22 protein-coding genes are annotated in these 18,624 nt (G+C 34.9%); all 22 read left to right on the forward strand.

Going from position 1 to position 18,624, the window contains the following annotated elements; all coding sequences use genetic code 11:
* Nucleotides 1–468 precede the first annotated feature (468 nt).
* The gene (locus BMZ74_RS01750; RefSeq protein WP_089858717.1) at nucleotides 469–876 is read left to right on the forward strand and encodes a hypothetical protein; all 408 of its coding nucleotides are present in this window, start codon (nucleotides 469–471) and stop codon (nucleotides 874–876) included.
* 90 nt (nucleotides 877–966) lie between these two features.
* Entirely contained in the window at nucleotides 967–1,404 is a 438-nt protein-coding gene (locus BMZ74_RS01755; RefSeq protein ID WP_089858719.1) for a YwiB family protein, read from the forward strand.
* 32 nt (nucleotides 1,405–1,436) lie between these two features.
* The gene (gene argS / locus BMZ74_RS01760; protein WP_089858723.1) at nucleotides 1,437–3,098 is read left to right on the forward strand and encodes an arginine--tRNA ligase; all 1,662 of its coding nucleotides are present in this window, start codon (nucleotides 1,437–1,439) and stop codon (nucleotides 3,096–3,098) included.
* A 132-nt stretch (nucleotides 3,099–3,230) separates the two neighbouring features.
* On the forward strand, nucleotides 3,231–4,841 hold the full coding sequence (locus BMZ74_RS01765; protein WP_143070135.1) for a CTP synthase: 1,611 nt from the start codon (nucleotides 3,231–3,233) through the stop codon (nucleotides 4,839–4,841).
* A 21-nt stretch (nucleotides 4,842–4,862) separates the two neighbouring features.
* Complete coding sequence (locus tag BMZ74_RS01770; protein WP_089858726.1) at nucleotides 4,863–5,636, forward strand: enoyl-CoA hydratase/isomerase family protein; 774 nt, start codon at nucleotides 4,863–4,865, stop codon at nucleotides 5,634–5,636.
* A 156-nt stretch (nucleotides 5,637–5,792) separates the two neighbouring features.
* The gene (locus BMZ74_RS01775; protein ID WP_089858729.1) at nucleotides 5,793–6,446 is read left to right on the forward strand and encodes a hypothetical protein; all 654 of its coding nucleotides are present in this window, start codon (nucleotides 5,793–5,795) and stop codon (nucleotides 6,444–6,446) included.
* Nucleotides 6,447–6,463: 17 nt separating this feature from the next.
* On the forward strand, nucleotides 6,464–7,321 hold the full coding sequence (gene fba, locus BMZ74_RS01780; RefSeq protein ID WP_089858732.1) for a class II fructose-1,6-bisphosphate aldolase: 858 nt from the start codon (nucleotides 6,464–6,466) through the stop codon (nucleotides 7,319–7,321).
* Nucleotides 7,322–7,446: 125 nt separating this feature from the next.
* The gene (locus BMZ74_RS01785; RefSeq protein ID WP_342742420.1) at nucleotides 7,447–8,469 is read left to right on the forward strand and encodes a sodium:calcium antiporter; all 1,023 of its coding nucleotides are present in this window, start codon (nucleotides 7,447–7,449) and stop codon (nucleotides 8,467–8,469) included.
* A 27-nt stretch (nucleotides 8,470–8,496) separates the two neighbouring features.
* Nucleotides 8,497–9,777 (forward strand): transcription termination factor Rho, encoded by a 1,281-nt coding sequence (gene rho / locus BMZ74_RS01790; protein ID WP_245750782.1) that lies wholly within the window; start codon nucleotides 8,497–8,499, stop codon nucleotides 9,775–9,777.
* Nucleotides 9,778–9,918: 141 nt separating this feature from the next.
* Entirely contained in the window at nucleotides 9,919–10,134 is a 216-nt protein-coding gene (gene rpmE, locus BMZ74_RS01795) for a 50S ribosomal protein L31 (RefSeq protein ID WP_089858743.1), read from the forward strand.
* Nucleotides 10,135–10,232: 98 nt separating this feature from the next.
* Entirely contained in the window at nucleotides 10,233–10,820 is a 588-nt protein-coding gene (locus tag BMZ74_RS01800) for a thymidine kinase (RefSeq protein WP_089858746.1), read from the forward strand.
* A gap of 6 nt (nucleotides 10,821–10,826) precedes the next feature.
* On the forward strand, nucleotides 10,827–11,900 hold the full coding sequence (prfA, locus tag BMZ74_RS01805) for a peptide chain release factor 1 (protein WP_089858749.1): 1,074 nt from the start codon (nucleotides 10,827–10,829) through the stop codon (nucleotides 11,898–11,900).
* 2 nt (nucleotides 11,901–11,902) lie between these two features.
* On the forward strand, nucleotides 11,903–12,760 hold the full coding sequence (gene prmC / locus BMZ74_RS01810) for a peptide chain release factor N(5)-glutamine methyltransferase (protein ID WP_089858752.1): 858 nt from the start codon (nucleotides 11,903–11,905) through the stop codon (nucleotides 12,758–12,760).
* 35 nt (nucleotides 12,761–12,795) lie between these two features.
* Nucleotides 12,796–13,980, forward strand: coding sequence for an L-threonylcarbamoyladenylate synthase (locus BMZ74_RS01815; protein ID WP_089858755.1), 1,185 nt, complete (start codon nucleotides 12,796–12,798; stop codon nucleotides 13,978–13,980).
* A complete protein-coding gene (locus BMZ74_RS01820) occupies nucleotides 13,973–14,446 on the forward strand; it encodes a low molecular weight protein arginine phosphatase (RefSeq protein ID WP_245750783.1) in 474 nt (157 codons plus the stop codon). The genes BMZ74_RS01815 and BMZ74_RS01820 overlap by 8 nt, the downstream gene beginning before the upstream one ends.
* 120 nt (nucleotides 14,447–14,566) lie before the next feature.
* Entirely contained in the window at nucleotides 14,567–15,178 is a 612-nt protein-coding gene (gene upp / locus BMZ74_RS01825; protein WP_425432337.1) for a uracil phosphoribosyltransferase, read from the forward strand.
* Between the two features lie 23 nt (nucleotides 15,179–15,201).
* Entirely contained in the window at nucleotides 15,202–16,248 is a 1,047-nt protein-coding gene (locus tag BMZ74_RS01830; RefSeq protein WP_218142030.1) for a glycosyltransferase family 4 protein, read from the forward strand.
* Nucleotides 16,249–16,422: 174 nt separating this feature from the next.
* A complete protein-coding gene (locus tag BMZ74_RS01835; RefSeq protein WP_089858763.1) occupies nucleotides 16,423–16,644 on the forward strand; it encodes an AtpZ/AtpI family protein in 222 nt (73 codons plus the stop codon).
* 113 nt (nucleotides 16,645–16,757) lie between these two features.
* Nucleotides 16,758–17,417: a F0F1 ATP synthase subunit A gene (atpB, locus tag BMZ74_RS01840; protein ID WP_089858766.1), complete on the forward strand. Its 660-nt coding sequence runs from the start codon at nucleotides 16,758–16,760 to the stop codon at nucleotides 17,415–17,417.
* 23 nt (nucleotides 17,418–17,440) lie between these two features.
* The gene (atpE, locus tag BMZ74_RS01845) at nucleotides 17,441–17,698 is read left to right on the forward strand and encodes an ATP synthase F0 subunit C (RefSeq protein WP_089858770.1); all 258 of its coding nucleotides are present in this window, start codon (nucleotides 17,441–17,443) and stop codon (nucleotides 17,696–17,698) included.
* Nucleotides 17,699–17,803: 105 nt separating this feature from the next.
* Entirely contained in the window at nucleotides 17,804–18,211 is a 408-nt protein-coding gene (locus BMZ74_RS01850) for an ATP synthase subunit I (RefSeq protein WP_089858773.1), read from the forward strand.
* A 52-nt stretch (nucleotides 18,212–18,263) separates the two neighbouring features.
* Nucleotides 18,264–18,521: an ATP synthase F0 subunit C gene (gene atpE / locus BMZ74_RS01855; RefSeq protein WP_089858776.1), complete on the forward strand. Its 258-nt coding sequence runs from the start codon at nucleotides 18,264–18,266 to the stop codon at nucleotides 18,519–18,521.
* Nucleotides 18,522–18,624: the final 103 nt, after the last annotated feature.

The raw sequence follows: 18,624 nt of genomic DNA on the forward strand, positions 1-18,624 counted from the left end.
TGCTGGGAATCTTTTCAATCTGCTGGACCAGAAAAGCTCTTAAAACAGCTTCTGGATTGTATCCAGTTGGTCCTTTATTAGACTTAGGTTTTATCTTTTCAACTAAAGGTTTAAGATCAATAGGATCTAAAATACAAATCAATTTGTCTGTTTCCGATAAATTTAGCAATTCTTCAAAGGGAAAGAGACACTCTTGTCGAATATTATTAATAGGGCTTCACCTTCTTTCGGGTTTTATGGGTGCTACTATTTAATTCGACAAGATGGGGTGAAGCCCTTTTTATATCATTAAAATCTTTGTTATATCAAGGCTTATTTTTATGAAATTCGCTTATTTAATAAAAAACCTCCTTCTAGATTATTATCTGAAATGAAGGAGGTTTTATTTTGTTTAATTAAGGAATTAACCCTGTAAAAAGTTTTGATTTTATGATAGAATTAAGATTGATTAAAAAAGGAGGGTTATAATTGCAGCGTTTATTAATTATACACACACCTGATCAAGATTTAACGGACATTGCGGAAGGAATCAAGCAGGGAGCAGAGACCCAGGGTTTTAGAGTTGATCTAAAAAATACTAAAGATCTGGGAAGTGGTATTTCTTTTTATCCTTATGACCTGATATTAGCAGGCAGCCCAACTCAAGGTATTTTTAGAGGGAAAATAGACGACTCTTTAGCTAGATTTTTAAGTGAGGCTAAGCGGACTGGGGGTAAAGACGCTGTAGCTTTTGTAAAACCCAGATTTTTTGCTACAAATAAGGCACTCAAAAAAGTTATGTCAGCTTTAGAAACACAGGGCTGTATAGTTAAAAATTTTAGAGCAATTAAAAACCATCAATCTGCAGTAGAATTTGGTAAAAACATAAAATTATAAGGATATAAACACATAGAACTTAAAAGCCGCAGTTAAAATTTGGACTGTGGTTTTTTCAAATTATAAAAATTTGGAGTGATTAAAGTAACTATGACTCAAGCAGTAAAAATAAGATTAGAGAATAAACAATTGTTGACTGGTGAAACAGAGGAAAACAAAATAATTAAAAATTATCAGGGCCAGCTGCAATTAAAAAACAGCAAGATTTATCTTAAATTTAAAGACCATTCGGAAGGACTAGCAGGAGCAAGAACTGTCATTAAAATTGATCCAGCTGCTGAAAGAATGTTACTACTGCGTGAAGATCCAGCTGCTTTAAAACAAGATTTTTCAGTTGGAGAAAAAGAGACAGGTTATTTTAAAACTGAATATGGCTCAATTGATCTGGCAGTTAAAACTAGTAGTTTAGAGTTTGATCTGGCCGCAACTAAAGGAATTATTAAAATAAACTATCAATTATTTTTAGCTGGCAGTTTAAATGCTGAGCATTACTTAAAGTTAAGTTATAGTGTTTTAGAAGAAGATTAATTAGGAAAAGAAATTATAGGGGGTTTATTGTTTTGCAAAAAAATTTACAGGCAGCGGTAGAAGCGGAATTAATTAACTATCTGGCCGAAAGTCTAAAAAAAGCAGTCTATGAAGGAAAACTAGAGCTGGCAGAAATTCCAGAGATAAATATTGAAATACCACGGGAGAAAGAACACGGAGACTATGCAACTAATATTGCGCTAGTTTTAGCTGGTAAAGCTGGTTTGAATCCACGTCAATTAGCTGAGATTATTATTGATAACTTTGAAACTGAAATTGTAGAAGAAATATCCATTGCTGGCCCTGGTTTTATTAATTTAAAACTTAAAAATGACTGGCTTTATAAAAATCTCAACTTAATTAAAGAGTTAGGCGATGACTATGGAAGAGTTGAAGCCGGGCAAGGAAAAAAAGTTCAGGTTGAATTTGTTTCTGCTAATCCAACTGGCCCGCTCCATGTTGGACATAGTAGAGGTGCAGTGGTTGGTGATGTTACTGCAGCAATCTTGGCAGCAGCAGGGTATGATGTTGAAAGAGAATATTATATTAATGATGCAGGTAATCAGATGGATATTTTAGCTGAGTCAACTTTATTACGCTATCAGGAACTATTGGGAGAAGATATTGAGCTGCCCGAAAATATTTATGCTGGTGCTTATGTTAAAGAAATAGCAGCTGAGCTGAAAGCAGAATATGGAGCTGATTTAAAGACTAAGGCTGAAACAGAGCAGCTAGAGATTTGTCGAGAATATGCCTATCAGAAGATGTTGAAAAATATCGAACGCGATCTGGCTGAATTCGGGATTGAATTTGATAATTGGTTTAGTGAACGGACTCTTCATCCTGATAAAATTCAGCAGGCAATTGCCAGTCTGAGGGAAAAGGGTTATATTTATGAACAGGAAGAAGCACTCTGGTTTAAGTCAACTGAGTTTGGAGATGATAAAGATCGAGTGGTTATCAAATCTGATGGTTCAGCAACTTATTTGGCAGCTGATATAGCCTATCATTTAGATAAGTTAGAAAGAGGGTTCGATAAACTGATTAATGTCTGGGGAGCAGATCACCATGGCTATATACCACGTATGCAGGCAGTAATTGAAGCTTTTGGCTATGATAGAGAAACCCTGGAAGTTATTGTAGTTCAGATGGTAACTTTACTGCGTAATGGTAAAAAAATGCCAATGTCTAAAAGAGCAGGTAGTTTTGTAACTATGCGAGATGTTAATCAAGAAGTGGGTACAGATGCTGCTCGTTATTATTACATAATGCGTAGTACTGATAGTCACCTTGATTTTGATCTGGAGCTGGCTAAAGAACAGTCAAGTAGTAATCCAGTTTATTATGTTCAGTATGCCCATGCCAGAATTCATAGTATTTTAGATAATGCAGATCTAACAGCTTCGGCCGATAATCTGGATTTGCTTGTTGATCCTGCTGAAATTGATCTGCTTAAAATGCTGGCCCGCCTGCCAGAAGAAGTTACTTTAAGCGCTGAATCAAGACAGCCCCATCATCTAACAACTTATGCCTATGACCTTGCAACTGCTTTCCATTCGTTCTATAATAACTGTCGGGTTAATACAGATGATCAAAATTTAGCTCAGGCGAGGCTTTATTTAGTAGATGCGGCTCGCCAGGTTCTGAAAAATGTTTTAACTTTACTGGGAATTAGTGCTCCAGAAAAAATGTAGTCTAATAAAAAGATTAATTTTAGTTAAAAAGATTTCCTTTTATAAATTTAGTTTTTTAAAAGGAAATCTTTTTCTAGGATAAATTTTAAAAATAAGTTTAGCTTAATATTTAAAGTGGAGGAGATAATAAAAATGACCAAATATATTTTTGTAACAGGAGGAGTAGTATCAGCCCTTGGTAAGGGGATAACTGCTGCTTCACTGGGCCGTCTGCTAAAAAGTAGAGGTCTTGAAATCAGTATTCAGAAATTTGACCCTTATATTAACTATGATCCAGGGACAATGAGTCCCTATCAGCATGGAGAAGTTTTTGTAACTGACGATGGAGCAGAAACAGACCTTGATTTAGGTCATTATGAGCGTTTTATTGATGCTAATTTAAGTCAGAGTAATAATGTTACTACAGGTAAAATTTATGGATCAGTAATAAAAAAGGAGCGCCGTGGTGATTATCTGGGAGCTACTGTTCAGGTTATTCCTCATATTACAGATGAAATCAAAGATAGAATAACTAGAGTCGGAAGAGAAACCAATGCCGATGTTGTCTTAACTGAAATTGGTGGTACAGTTGGAGATATAGAGAGTTTACCTTTTCTAGAAGCGATTAGACAGCTCAAAAATGAATTAGGTAGAGATAATATTCTTTATATTCACTGCACATTGGTTCCTTATTTAGCTGCTGCAGGTGAATTAAAAACAAAACCAACTCAGCATAGCATTAAAGAAATGAGAAGTATTGGTATTCAGCCTGATATAGTTGTTTGTCGTTCGGAAAGAAAATTGTCACAAGAAGTAAAAGATAAAATATCTTTATTTGGTAATGTAGAAAAAGAAGATGTTATTCAGCTAGTTGATGCTGAGCATATTTACGAAGTTCCTTTAATGCTGGAAAAAGAAGGTATGGCTGAAAATGTAATTAGCAAGTTGAAATTAAGCAATCAGGTGGAAAAAGCTGACTTGAAAAAATGGATTGAGTTAGTTGATAAAATAAAAAATCGTAGTGAAAAAGTAAAAGTTGCCATTGTTGGTAAATATGTTGAATTACCAGATGCTTATATAAGTATTGCTGAGTCTTTTACTCATGCTGGAATTGCCAATAATTGCTGTGTAGAAATAGATTATGTTTATGCTGAAGATCTTGAAACTGGCCCAGAGGCTGTTGCTAAGCTATCAGAAGTAGATGGTATTTTAGTTCCTGGTGGTTTTGGAGATCGGGGCATTGAAGGTAAATTAAAAGCAGTTGAATATGCTCGTGAAAATAAAATCCCATATTTCGGTATTTGCCTTGGTATGCAGTGTGCAGTAATTGAATATGCTCGTAATGTTTTATCATTTACAGAGGCTAATAGCTCTGAGTTTAATTCCCGGAGTGATTACCCAGTAATTGATTTAATGCCAGATCAGCATGATATTGAAGACATGGGAGGGACAATGAGACTGGGACTTTATCCCTGTAAATTAGAGGATGGCTCAATTAGTAGATTAGCTTATCAGCAGGAAGTGATTTATGAACGTCACCGTCATCGCTATGAATTTAATAATCAATTCCGTGAACAGATAATAGACGCTGGGATGCAAATTACAGGTTTATCTCCTGATGAAAGATTGGTAGAAATAGTTGAAATACCTGATCATCCCTGGTTTGTCGGAGTACAGTTCCATCCTGAATTTAAATCAAGACCAAATCGACCCCATCCGTTATTTGTCAGCTTCATTAAAGCAGTTTTAGAAAATAAGAAGTAAAAAAACTAAGGGGGAAAAATAATGGCAGGAGAATTCATTCAGTGTCAATATGAAACTTCAATAGCAGTAATAAAAATTGATCGACCTGAAGTATTAAATGCTTATAATGATCAGCTTCTAACTGAATTATACGAAGTTCTAGCTGAAGTTTTTGCCAGACCAGAAATTGGAGCTGTAATCTTAACTTCCAGCAGTAATCGAGCTTTTTCTGTTGGAGGTGATATTGATTATTTGGAAAAATTAAATGCTCACCAGGCAGCAGCTCTTTCTCATAAAGGTCAGCAAATTTGTGATTTAATCGAGCAGAGCTCCCCTGCTGTTATAGCAGCTATTGACGGTTATGCTTTAGGTGGTGGAATGGAAATTAGTCTGGCTTGTGATATCAGGCTTGCTTCTACCAGAGCTCGTTTTGGTCAGCCGGAAGTTAAGTTAGGATTAATTCCAGCTTTTGGAGCTACACAGCGTTTACCCCGCTTAATCGGTATTGCAGAAGCTAAAGAATTACTTTTTACAGGTGAGATAATTGATGCTGCTCTCGCTTATGAATTAGGCTTAATTAATAAAGTTGTTACCCCCAGATCTTTATTAACAGCTGCTCGAGAATTGGCTCTGGAAATCACTGCTCAATCAGCAGCAGCTGTTAAAATGATAAAAACAGCTATCAATAAAAATTATCAAGAAGATGCAGCGGCAGCTCGTAATTATGAAAATGAGTCTTTTGCCCGTTGTTTTGATAATGAAGAGCATCGGAGGCGTTTTCAAGAATTAAAAAAAATAATTAAAGATGATAAATAACAATTAAACTTAAAGAGATTAGTTTTTATGGTTAGCTTATAATTAAACTTCCTAAATTACTTTTTTGAGATCAAAAAAGGATTTTCTAATCTAATGGAGAATAGTTAGATTAAGGAGGTGAAGACCTGGCCTTGCTAATACAGGCCGGGATTTAAGATGCTAATTAATATCTCTACTACAATAGCCTTAAGCTGTCCTGCCTGTGGTCGTCTGGAAAGAGAGAAAATTAATATTTTTGAATTGCCAGTTGCTGAAACAAAAAAACTCAGCTGTAGTTGTGGAGCTGAAAAGGCTGCTCTGCAGAGGCAGGCTAATAATTATCTGGGATTAAGTTATTTTTGTTTGCATTGTGATCAGGCACATAAGTTATTAATTTCACCACAGAAGTTCTGGTATAGTAAAAACTTAACCTCACTTTCCTGTAAAGAGACAGGTCTCAATCTGGGCTTTTTTGGTCCATCTAAATTAGTAGAAAATGAACTCGAAAAAGTAAAAAAGGATCTAGAACTAATGGCTGAAGAAATGGGGCTTGATGATTTTAAAGATCCCGATTTAATGTTGCAGGCTCTGGACATTATCCATGATATAGCTGCAGAACAAGAGCTTTATTGTGAATGCGGCAGTCATGATATAAATATAGAACTTTTTTCCGATAAGATTCAGCTTATTTGCAATAACTGCGGTTCCCAACTTGATATTGCTGCGCGTTCTGAAACAGACTTGCAAAAATTGCGGCAATTAAATAGAATAGAATTACAGGCTGTTCAGGGAAAATCAAAAAATTCTCTTGATCCCTGGATTAATATTTAATAAGGAGGAAATAAATTATGAATTTAGTTCCAATGGCGGATATTTTACAGGATGCCCATCAAAAAACATATGCTGTAGGTGGCTTTAACATTAATAATATGGAATTTTTACAGGGAATTATGCAAGGAGCTGAAGAATTAAACTCACCAGTAATTCTTCAGACAAGTGAAGGTGCTATTCGCTACATAGGTATGGATTATGTAATTAAAATGGTTGAAGCTGCTACTAAAAATACGAAAATACCTGTGGCTTTACATCTTGATCACGGAAGTAGTTTTGAAAGCATTATGAAGTGCATTAGAGCTGGCTATTCTTCAGTTATGATTGATGCTTCGAAAAAACCATTTGCTGAAAATATTGAATTGACTAAAAAAGTTGTTGAAGCAGCCCATAATGTGGGGGTTAGTGTAGAGGCTGAATTAGGAACAATTGGTGGTACAGAGGATGACCATACAGTAGAAGAAAAAGATGCTATGTATACTGATCCTGATCAAGCTAAAGAATTTGTTGAGGCAACAGGAGTTGATGCTTTAGCAATTGCAATTGGAACAGCTCATGGAGTTTATGTTGGTGAGCCGGAACTTGACTTTGATCGTCTGGCTAAAATCAAAAAAATTATTGACATGCCAGTTGTTTTACACGGAGCATCTGGAGTTTCAGCAGCTGATCTGCAAACAGCAGTTAAATATGGAGTTAATAAAGTTAATGTAAATACGGATTTTCAGCAGTCTTTTACTACTAAAATTAGAGAAATTTTTGCTGAAAAAACTGAACTATATGATCCTCGTAAATATTGTGGACCAGGTAGGGATGCTATTGCTGAAAAAGTTAAAGAAAAAATTAAAACTTTAGGAAGCAATGATAAAGCCTGGTAATTAATTTATCACAATACAATGATTAAAATATTGCTAAAATTTTATTTAAGAAAAGGGGAATTCTCTTAATCGGTGGAGTTTCTCCTTTTCTTAATGTATAATAATTATATTTTTAAGAGAGGAGGGTGCAGTTGATACAGATCTGGTTAAAATTTATTTTAATGGCACTTTTAATTATTATCTCTGGTACTTATCTTTCTCGGTTTGGTGATATTATTGCTGATAAGAGCGGCCTTGGTCAGGCTTTTATCGGAGGGATTTTAATTGCGATGGCAACTTCTTTGCCAGAACTAGTAACAAGTATCAGTTCTGCTGTTGTAGGTGTACCCGATATTGCCGTTGGCAATGCTTTTGGCAGTAACACTTTTAACCTCGTTATTTTAGCCTTTGCAGATCTTATTCAGGGCAGAGGACCTCTTTTACTGAGAGTAAACTACAGTCACATTCTTTCCGGTTTAATTGGTATTCTACTTTCATCTTTAGTAGTGTTCAGTTTGATTCTCTCACATTTTTTAAATATTCATTTAAGTATTTTTGGGCTCGGTGTTGATAGTATTATTCTTCTGTTTACCTACATAGTTGGAGTTAGAATGATTTATCGTTATGATAAAAAGAATCCTCTTGATCCAAATGAAGAAAAAGAGGCAGATCCTAATCCTGATTATACACTGCGTAAAGCTGGATTTGGGTTTTTTGCCTGTGCAGTTGTAATAGTGTTTAGCGGTTATTATCTTACTATTACAGCTGATCAACTTTCTGCTTTGACTGGAATTGATCAGAGCTTTATTGGCTCCATTCTGGTTGCAGCGGCAACTTCTCTGCCGGAATTTGTAGCCACTATTTCTGCTGTTAGATTAAATGCATATAATATGGCAGTTGGTAATATTTTTGGCAGCAATATATTTAATATGGCAGTTATCTTTTTTGCTGATCTTTTTTATAGACAGGGAATTTTACTGGCAGATGTTAAAATTGTACATATTTTAACTGCTGCAATCGGAATTGTAATGGCAACTATTATTTTAATCGGGTTATTTTATAGATCACGCCGGTCTTTTCTATTTTTAGGTTGGGATTCAATTGCAGCGGCAGCAGTTTATTTGATCGGGGTCTATATGTTGTTTAGACTTGGTTTGAATATTATGTAGTTTTTATTAGTAATAAAATGAATGTAAATGCGGAAAGGTGGTTTTGGTGTGCTTAACATCAGTGAACTAGAAAGAAAAACTATTACAGAATTACATGAAATAGCAAAAGAAATGGAGATTAGTGGTTATTCGCAGATGCGAAAGAAAGATCTGATTTTTGCTATTCTAAAAAAAGGAACAGAAAAAGGAGGAAATATATTTGCCGAAGGAGTGCTTGAAATTATTCAGAGTGAAGGCTATGGATTCTTAAGACCTTCTAAGTATATTCCTTCAAGTGATGATATCTATATTTCTGCATCTCAAATTCGGCGCTTTGACCTTCGGACAGGGGATGTGGTCTCAGGTCAAGTTAGAGAGCCTAAAGACAGTGAAAAATATTTTGCTATTTTAAGAATTGAGGCGGTTAATTATCAAGATCCGGAGAAAGCACGCTCCCGGTCTCATTTTGAAGATTTGACTCCTCTTTATCCAGAAGAAAGATATCAGCTAGAATATCATAAAAATGAAATATCTACTCGCTTAATTGATCTTATTTCTCCTATTGGCAAGGGTCAGCGGGGACTTTTAGTTTCACCACCTAAAGCAGGAAAAACAGTTCTATTAAAAAAAATTGCTAACAGCATTCGCCATAATTATCCCGAAACTAAAATGATGATTTTATTAATTGATGAACGGCCAGAAGAAGTTACAGATATGCGGCGCTCTGTTGATGCTGAGGTGATTAGTTCTACTTTTGATGAGCCTCAGGAAGAGCATATTCAGGTAGCAAAGTTAGTTTTAGAAAAGGCCAAACGGCTGGTTGAACATAAAAATGATGTAGTAATTTTGCTCGATAGTATTACTAGACTGGCCCGGGCAGCAAATGTAACTATTCCTCCCAGCGGAAGGACACTTTCAGGGGGCCTTGATCCAACAGCTATGCATTTTCCTAAGCGGTTTTTTGGAGCTGCCAGGAATATTGAAGAAGGAGGCAGTTTAACAATTATTGCTACTTCTTTAGTAGATACTGGAAGTCGAATGGATGATGTAATTTATGAGGAATTTAAAGGAACAGGTAATATGGAACTTCATCTAAGCAGAAGGCTAGCTGAAAAAAGGCTTTTTCCAGCTCTTGATATTAACCGCTCTGGTACCAGGAAAGAAGAAATGTTATTGACAGAAAATGAACTTGATATTATCTGGAAATTACGTCAGCAGACTTCTGATTTAAATGATTATGAAATAATGGATACTCTACTTAAACAGCTCAAAAACACGGAAGATAATCTGGAGCTGGTTGATACTTTAGCTAAGATATTTAAGAATTGATTTTTGCTTGCATAGCTTAAACTGCTATGTTATAATAAACTCTAGTTTGAGGATTTGTGTCTTCAGCCTGATAAATGAGATATTTCAGGATAGCTGATTTATCAGTGTAAAATTATTATGTATGCAAGAGAGGTGATATAGATGCGTGAAGGAATCCACCCAGAAATGAAGGAAACCACAATAACCTGTGCCTGCGGCGAGGTTTATAAAACTAAGTCAACTAAAGAAGATATCAGGGTAGAAGTATGTTCCAGCTGTCATCCATTCTATACAGGAAAACAGCGTAGAACAACTAAAGGTGGTCGTGTCGAAAGATTTAATAAAAAATATGGTATTTCAGAAGAAGATTCTGAATAAAAAGGAAAGAAATCCATTTTGTTTCTGCTGCAGGGCTTAATTGCTCTGCTTTTTTTTTAGAGAAAATTTAATAATTATTTAGATTATGAGGTGGACTGATGTATAAGATTACTAATAGCGGCTGGCTTGAGATTATTACTGGCCCAATGTATTGTGGAAAAAGTGAGGAATTAATTAGGCGAATCAGGAGAGTAAAGATTGCTAAAAAAACTGTTAAAGTTTTTAAACCTGTACTTGATAATCGATATAGTAAAAAAGATGTTGTTTCTCACAGTGGAAATAGTATTGAGGCAATCCCTGTTGATCATCCAGAAGAGATTTTAACTAAAATAAATTCTGATATCGATGTTGTGGGGATTGACGAAGCGCAATTTTTCCCGGATGATTTGATTCAGATTTGTGAAGATCTAGCCGATCGGGGAGTCAGGGTAATTATTGCTGGACTTGACCGCGATTTTCGCAATCAGCCTTTTGGGCCTATGCCAGAGTTGATGGCCCGGGCAGAATATGTTGATAAATTACATGCTATCTGCATGAAATGTGGTGAACCAGCTAGTAGAACTCAGCGTTTAATTAATGGAGAACCAGCTGCGTTCGATGATCCTATAATTTTAGTTGGAGCAGCTGAGGTTTATGAAGCACGCTGTCGAAGTTGTCATGCTATAAAAGGAAAAGCAAAGAGGTGAATTTAAATGTTTGATTTAGAAGAAAAATTGGATAAATTGGTTGATAATTATCAGAAATTAAATAAAAAACTAAGTGATCCTGAAATAATAAATGATAGTGACAAATATCAAAAACTTTTGAAAAAACATGCTAAACTAAAAAAAATTATCGATAAATATCAAGAGTACAAGACTGCCAAACAGGGCTTAGCAGAAGCACGGGAAATGCTTGAACTTGATGATGATCCTGATGTACAGGAACTGGCAGAAATGGAGATAGCTGAATTAGAACCGAAATTTAATAAATTAGAAGAACGGCTGCCAATCATGCTGCTGCCTGATGATCCTAATGATGAAAAAAATGTTATTGTAGAGATTAGAGCTGGAGCTGGTGGTGATGAAGCTGCTCTTTTTGCTGCTGATCTTTATCGGATGTATGCCAGGTTTGCGGAAGGAAAAGGTTGGGTTGTCGAAGTAATGAGTGCAAATCCATCTGGTGCAGGTGGCTATAAAGAAATGATTTTTACTATTGAAGGAACTGATATCTTTAAATATTTAAAATACGAAAGTGGAGTGCACAGAGTCCAGCGGGTACCTTCTACAGAATCAAGTGGTAGAATTCATACTTCAACAGCTACTGTTGCTGTTTTACCAGAAGCAGAGGAAGTAGATGTTGAGATTGATTCAAATGATTTAAAAGTTGATGTTTATCGTTCAAGTGGCCCAGGTGGTCAGAGCGTAAATACAACTGATTCAGCAGTTAGAATCACTCATTTGCCTACTGGCTTAACTGTTTCCTGCCAAGACGAGAAATCGCAGCATAAAAACAAAGCAAAAGCTATGCGAGTTTTACGAGCTCGCTTGCAGGAAAAGAAAGAGCAGGAAAAACAGGCAGAACGAGCTGAAGCGAGAAAATCACAAGTCGGTACTGGTGACCGAAGTGAAAAAATTAGAACTTATAATTTCCCTCAAGGAAGAGTAAGTGACCACCGGATCAACTTAACTTTACATCAGCTTGATAATATTCTTGATGGTGATTTAGACCCGGTAATTGAAGCTTTAATTGAGGAGGACAACCTGAAAAGATTGGAGAAGATCTAAAAGTGAATATTAAGCAACTTTTAAATCTAAGCACTGATTTCTTAGCTAAACAGGGTATTGTAAGTCCACGCCTTGATGCAGAAGTTATGCTAGCTGATTTACTGCAAATGGAGCGAATTAATCTTTATGTTAAGTTTGATTATCCACTTAAAACAGGAGAAATAAATAGCTATCGTGAAATGATAAAACAGCGGGCACAGCATGTTCCAGTAGCTTATATTTTGGGCAAAAAAGAATTTATGTCACTTGATTTAATAATTAAAAAAGGTACTTTAATTCCTCGTCCTGATACAGAAAATCTGGTTGAAACAGTTCTCAATTATTGTAAAGAGGATGATCTTACAGAGGCTCAAATAATTGATGTTGGAACTGGGAGTGGAGCAATAGCAGTTAGTTTAGCTTATTATCTTGAATCAGCCCGTGTAGTAGGTGTTGATGTTTCCAAGATAGCACTTCAAACTGCTTCTCTAAATTGTGAAAAATTTGAATTAAATGATCGTCTCAAAATCCTGAAAAGTGATTTATTAACAGAATTTATTAAAAGAGAGATTAATGGAATAGATATTATTGTTGCAAATCCTCCTTATCTTACAGCTGCTGAAATGGAAGAAATTTCTGCTGAAGTAAAGCAAGAACCAGAGTTAGCTCTGCTGGCAGGGAAAGATGGACTTACTTATTATCGCAAGTTAATTCCACAGTCAGAGAAAGTATTGGCTGATGGGGGTCATATTTTTCTTGAAATTGGTTATCAGCAAGCCGAGTCAGTTAAAGCTCTTTTTTCAGATGATTGGCAGCAAATAGAAGTAATTAAAGATTATGCTGAACATGATCGAATTATTAAGGCAGTCTATGTTCCTTGATTTTTGATGATTAAATAAAAGGAGTATCAATTGGAATGAAGAAAAAACTTGAGTTTCCAGAAAAATTTAGTACAGAAGTTTTAGAACCAATCATTAGTCGAAATGTTATAAAAAATTTTAGCCAGCTGCAGTCAAAGGATAGATTAGCAATAATTAAAGATCTGCAGCAAGAACCAGCTGTAATTAAAGCAGCTGAATTGATTAAAGAAGGTGAAGTAGTTGCTCTACCTACTGAAACAGTTTATGGCTTAGCGGCTAATGCTCTCAATTCCAGGGCTGTTAAAAAAATTTTTGCAGCTAAAGGAAGACCGCAAGACAATCCTCTTATTATTCATATTGCCAGAAAGTCTGCTCTGGAAAAATTAGTTTCTAATCAGCTTGATAATAATTTAGAAAATTTACTGACTGAGTTTTGGCCAGGACCACTCACTTTGATATTTAATAAAAAACAGTTAGTTCCAGATCAAACTTCAGCAGGATTAAAAACTGTAGCAATTAGAATGCCTTCTCATCCGCTTTTTCTGGCTGTAATTGAGAAAAGTGGTTTTCCACTAGCAGCTCCCAGTGCTAATACTTCTGGTTATCCCAGTCCAACTAAAGCAGAGCATGTTTTTGCTGATCTTCACGGTAAAATACCTTTGATTTTAGATGGAGGAAGTTGTGAATTTGGACTTGAATCAACTGTAGTTGATTTAAGAAAGAAAACAGCAGTTGTTCTGAGGCCTGGAGCATTAAGTCGCGAAAAATTAGCTGCTTTTTTGGGAGAAGAAGTGAAAATAGCTGCTCCTGGGAAATTGCCAAAGAATAAAGCTGCTATTGCACCGGGGATGAAATATCGTCATTATGCTCCTGAAAAAAAATTATATGTCTTACCAGTTGATTTTACTGGTGAGGAATTAGCCAGCCGAATTAATCTTCAGCAGGTTGATCGGATAGCTTTAATTACTGCCCGGGAAAATAAAATTGAACTTAGCTCTCAATTTAAAAAATTAACTAATAAAATTGAAATCAAACTGTTAAAAGTTTTTAATCGGCAACAGCCAGCTGAACTAGCTCATAAGTTATTTGATCTGTTAAGAAAACTTGATCAAGATTCTAAAGTTGAAGAAATTTACATTGAGTCGGTAGCTGGAACAGGAATAGCAGAGGCTTTAATGAATAGAATTTATAAAGCTGCAGCAGCTGCAAATGATTTTCAGCCGGGAGGTGAAAATGATTAAAAAATTATTGTTTGTTTGTACAGGCAATACCTGTCGTAGTCCAATGGCTGAATATTTATTAAGGGAAATTACAGCAGACTCGTCTAATCAGTCACTAGAAATTAGCTCAGCGGGAATTTCGGCTATTAGTGGCTCTGAAGCTAATGAAAAAGCAGCCGCAGTTATGGCAGAGCTTGGCATTGATTTAAGCGAACATCGTTCCCGCAATATTAATGAGATTGAATTAAGTCAGGAAGACTTAATATTAACAATGACCCGTAAACATAGCCGTGCTCTAATTTTAAATCATCCTGATTTAGCTGATAAAATATTCACATTAAAAGAATTTGCTAATGATGATCATCAAATAGAAAAAGATATTCAGGATCCGTTTGGCTTGTCAGAAGAAAAATATCGTTCTACTCGAGAAGAAATAAGGACAGAACTTAAATTAATGGTAAAAAAGTTAAAAGATTTTTCCCTCTAAAGAGGAGGACTAAGCTTGTTTAAGTAGAATAATTATAATAAAGCTTTATTTAACTTAAGTTATTGATAATAAATTATTAAAAAAATGAAGGGAGAATAAAACTTGAGCGAATTACATGTAATGGATCATCCGCTGATTAGACACAAGGTAGCAATAATTAGAGATAAAAATACTGGGCCAAAAGAATTTAGAGAGTTAGTTGATGAGGTAGCAACTTTAATGGCTTATGAAGTAACCAGAGATATGCCTTTAGAAGAAGTTGAAATTGAAACACCTATTACAAAAGATAAATTTAAAATGATAGCAGGTAAAAAAATGGGGATTGTTCCTATTTTAAGAGCTGGTTTAGGAATGCTTGATGGTGTTTTGAAATTAATTCCAGCTGCTAGAGTTGGTCATATTGGGCTTTATCGTGATCCAGAAACTTTAGAAGCAGTTGAGTATTATTGTAAACTTCCTACAGATATTGAAGAAAGAGATTTGCTGGTTGTTGATCCAATGCTGGCAACTGGTAATACAGCAATGGAAGCAATTAAATTTCTTAAAGATAGAAATCCTCGTAGTATAAAATTAATGGTTTTAATAGCTGCTCCAGAAGGAGTTAAAAAGATTCAGGAAGCACATCCTGATATTGATATTTGGACAGCTGCTCTTGACGAAAAACTTAATGATCATGCCTATATTGTGCCAGGCCTTGGTGATGCTGGTGACAGACTTTATGGAACTAAATAATAACTGAGAAGGAGGTAAGTAAGTTGCTTTATCTAGCTGCATTTGTTGTAACTTTAATTCTTTCTTTAATTATAACACCACTTATAATTAAATATGCGCCTCGTTTTAATCTAATGGATTATCCTGGGGAGAGAAAAATTAATCTTAAAGCTATCCCTACTGCAGGTGGAATAGCAATTTATCTTGCCTTTGTTTTGCCGTTAATATTCTTTTTGCCACTTAACTCAACTGTAAAAGGTATTATAATTGGCAGTACTTATATGCTTATTCTGGGAATAATTGATGATAAATTTGAGCTCTCTGCGCCAATAAAGTTTTCAGGACAGATAATTGGCGCTTTAATCTTGATTTATTTTGGAGTTAGAATTAATTATGTAACTAACCCCCTTGGAGGAGTTATTTATTTAGGAGTTTATTCAATTCCTTTAACTGTTTTCTGGATAGTAAGTATTATTAATACCATTAATTTAATTGATGGTCTTGATGGTCTTGCAGCAGGAGTTTCAATTATAGCTGTACTGACTTTATTTGCAGTTGCTTTACAAGAAGGTCAATATTTAGCCTCTTTTCTGGCTATAATGCTGGCAGGCAGCTGTCTTGGATTTTTAAAGTATAATTTTAATCCTGCTCAGATATTTATGGGAGATACTGGAGCAATGTTTATTGGTTATATTATTGCTGCTGTTTCAATTACAGGTGCCTTAAAGAGTGCAGCTGCAGTTACTATTTTTGTACCAATGCTGGCTTTAGCAATTCCTATTTTAGATACTACTTTTGCTATAGCAAGACGTTTATTCAATGATCGACCAATTGGGCAGGCAGATCGCGGCCATATCCATCACCGTTTATTGGCGATTGGCTTAAATCAAAAACAGGCTGTTATTTCAGTTTATTTAATTAGTGCTGTTCTGGGAGGAATAGCATTTTTAATTAATGGTATTAATTTTAATAAGGCATTAACTATCTTTTTAGCAGTAATTTTAATTATTATTTATGGTGCTAAGCGATTAGGTATTTTTTCAGTTAAGTTGCCTAAAGAAAATTATTCTGTAGAAGATAGTCAGTCTTGATATTTATTTTATTCCGTAAAAATTGTTTGTTTTTAACAGAATCAATTTATATTTAAAGATAAAATAAACAGTATCTGCAAATAATTGCGATTTTAAAAACTTTGTTGTTTAATTCACATACTTGCTTGCAACTTTTACTTTTCTATAATAAAATATTACAAAGGTTAGATAATTATGAAACAGGAAAATTGGCGGCAAATTTTAAGAGCTTTTTCGCTTTTAACTGAGGTAGGTTTAATTATAATAATTTCAGCCGGTCTTGGTTTTGGGCTGGGCTATTTAATTGATAGTTTTTTGAATTTTAGTTTATTTTTCAAACTGCTTGGTTTAATCGTTGGTATTTTTGCAGGTTTTTATTCAGTTTATAAACTTTTAATCTCAACTTTTGATGATTAAAAGTTTTCTAAAATAAATTTTGGCAGTTTTAGCTGTTTAAAGTAAGACAGCTGCAAACTGTATATTTTACAAATTCTCTGAGTCTAAATAATTTGCAGAAAGGAGGAAGCAAATTGAATCCAGGTCCACAGATAGTTTTTTATTTATTTGGTAAGGATTATCTTCCGATCACTGATACCCTGATGGTTGGCTGGCTGACTGTAGTTATTATCTTGATTTTAGCTAAATACTTAACTTCTAAAATGAGTATTAGGCCAAATGGGAAACAGAATGTAGCAGAATTTATTGTTGAATTAATTCATGGTCAGATTGAGCCAATGTTGCCTAATGAAGGCTGGAGATTTCTTCCTTTTATCGCTACCATCTTTATCTATATAGGCTTTAGCAATTTAATTAGTCTGATACCTGGTCTAGCGAGTCCAACAGGTGACTTAAATACGACCCTTGGTTTAGCCTTAACAGTATTTCTTGTTGTTCAGTATGAAGGTATGCGAGAATATGGCGTCTGGGGTTATATTAAGAGTTTTGCTGAACCAGTAATATTTTTATTACCGATTAATGTAATTGGAGAGCTTGCCAAACCAATCTCACATTCATTTCGTCTTTTTGGAAATGTTGTTGGTGGTGGAATTATTATTACTCTTGTTTATCAGGCAGCCCCTGCTTTAATTCCAGTTCCACTGCACGCCTGGTTTGGATTTTTTGTTGGCTTAATCCAGGCTCTTATTTTTGGTATGATTGCAATCGCCTATATTTCTGTTGCTAAATCATAGTTGTTGAGAAAGGAGGCCTTTTTATGTTAGAATTTTCGCCTGAAGTAGCTAATACAGTTATTAAAACAGCCTCTTATATTGCTGCAGGAACTGCTTTAATTGCTGGTGTTGGTCCAGGAATAGGAATGGGTTTTGCTGCTGGAAAAGCAACATCTGCTGTTAGAAGACAGCCCCAGGCAAGAGGACCCATTATTACTACAATGTTATTAGGCCAGGTTATTTCTGGCTCTACAGGTATTTATTCACTGGTAATAGCAATTGTTTTGATTTTTGGAACTTAGACTTAAATAATTAGTTTAACTATTTTGCTTTAATTCTTGAAAGAAGTTTAGACAAAAAGTAAAAAAGTATTGAATAATGACTGTTGTTAACCAAAGGAGATTTTAATGAAAGATATTAATGATCCTGTAAAAGTACAAAAAGAAATTTTAAAAAAAGTTTATTTGTTTTCATTGCTGCCTATCATTTCTTCGCTACTGGCAGGAGAATTTAAGGTCTTATTTGGCTTTATTTTTGGGCTTGTAATCGCTACTCTTCTTTTAAGGTTAAAATATAATAATATAGTTAGGGCATTGAGTATGCAAGAAGAATCAGCAGAAAAATTTATCAGAAATAGATATTTTTTGGAATATGCCCTTTACTTTTTTGTATTATTTACCGCAGCTAGAAATGATAATTTAAACTTTCTTGCTGCAACAGTAGGATTATTTATGATAAAATTTGTAGTCTTACTGTGGACAGTTGCTGATCTAGTTAAAGATAGTTTTCAAAATAAACTTGATCAGTATAAATAATTTAATTTTTAGTTAGTTATTTGTTTTTTAATATCGAGAGGAGGAATTTAAAATGGTTCAATTTTCACCAGAAGTTATTGACACAATTATTAGGGCAGCAGCACTTTTAGGAGCAGGTTTCGCAATGATAGCAGGTATTGGTCCTGGTGTTGGTCAGGGTTATGCAGCTGGTAAAGCTGTTGAATCTGTAGCTAGAGATCCGGAAGCAAGAGGTAATATTATTACTACTATGCTTTTAGGTCAGGCTGTTGCTGAGTCAACAGGTATCTATTCTCTGGTTATTGCGATTGTTTTAATTTTTACTATATAGTAAGCGGTGGAAAATTAAGTCGGGAGACTTAATCTCCTGACTTAATCTTACTATATTTTCCTGTTTTTATACTACTAAAGATAGGTCATTATATTTCAGGAGG

It is taken from the genome of Halanaerobium salsuginis, assembly GCF_900114545.1.
Taxonomy (GTDB): Bacteria; Bacillota; Halanaerobiia; order Halanaerobiales; family Halanaerobiaceae; genus Halanaerobium; species Halanaerobium salsuginis.

What these genes read in the sequence shown, in the direction of transcription:
- BMZ74_RS01755 (WP_089858719.1), top strand. Translation starts at nt 967, where the DNA reads ATGACTCAAGCAGTAAAAATAAGATTAGAGAATAAACAATTGTTGACT.
- BMZ74_RS01765 (WP_143070135.1), top strand. Translation starts at nt 3,231, where the DNA reads ATGACCAAATATATTTTTGTAACAGGAGGAGTAGTATCAGCCCTTGGT.
- BMZ74_RS01770 (WP_089858726.1), top strand. Translation starts at nt 4,863, where the DNA reads ATGGCAGGAGAATTCATTCAGTGTCAATATGAAACTTCAATAGCAGTA.
- BMZ74_RS01775 (WP_089858729.1), top strand. Translation starts at nt 5,793, where the DNA reads ATGCTAATTAATATCTCTACTACAATAGCCTTAAGCTGTCCTGCCTGT.
- fba (WP_089858732.1), top strand. Translation starts at nt 6,464, where the DNA reads ATGAATTTAGTTCCAATGGCGGATATTTTACAGGATGCCCATCAAAAA.
- rho (WP_245750782.1), top strand. Translation starts at nt 8,497, where the DNA reads ATGCGGAAAGGTGGTTTTGGTGTGCTTAACATCAGTGAACTAGAAAGA.
- rpmE (WP_089858743.1), top strand. Translation starts at nt 9,919, where the DNA reads ATGCGTGAAGGAATCCACCCAGAAATGAAGGAAACCACAATAACCTGT.
- BMZ74_RS01800 (WP_089858746.1), top strand. Translation starts at nt 10,233, where the DNA reads ATGTATAAGATTACTAATAGCGGCTGGCTTGAGATTATTACTGGCCCA.
- prfA (WP_089858749.1), top strand. Translation starts at nt 10,827, where the DNA reads ATGTTTGATTTAGAAGAAAAATTGGATAAATTGGTTGATAATTATCAG.
- BMZ74_RS01815 (WP_089858755.1), top strand. Translation starts at nt 12,796, where the DNA reads ATGAAGAAAAAACTTGAGTTTCCAGAAAAATTTAGTACAGAAGTTTTA.
- BMZ74_RS01820 (WP_245750783.1), top strand. Translation starts at nt 13,973, where the DNA reads ATGATTAAAAAATTATTGTTTGTTTGTACAGGCAATACCTGTCGTAGT.
- upp (WP_425432337.1), top strand. Translation starts at nt 14,567, where the DNA reads ATGGATCATCCGCTGATTAGACACAAGGTAGCAATAATTAGAGATAAA.
- BMZ74_RS01835 (WP_089858763.1), top strand. Translation starts at nt 16,423, where the DNA reads ATGAAACAGGAAAATTGGCGGCAAATTTTAAGAGCTTTTTCGCTTTTA.
- atpE (WP_089858770.1), top strand. Translation starts at nt 17,441, where the DNA reads ATGTTAGAATTTTCGCCTGAAGTAGCTAATACAGTTATTAAAACAGCC.
- BMZ74_RS01850 (WP_089858773.1), top strand. Translation starts at nt 17,804, where the DNA reads ATGAAAGATATTAATGATCCTGTAAAAGTACAAAAAGAAATTTTAAAA.
- atpE (WP_089858776.1), top strand. Translation starts at nt 18,264, where the DNA reads ATGGTTCAATTTTCACCAGAAGTTATTGACACAATTATTAGGGCAGCA.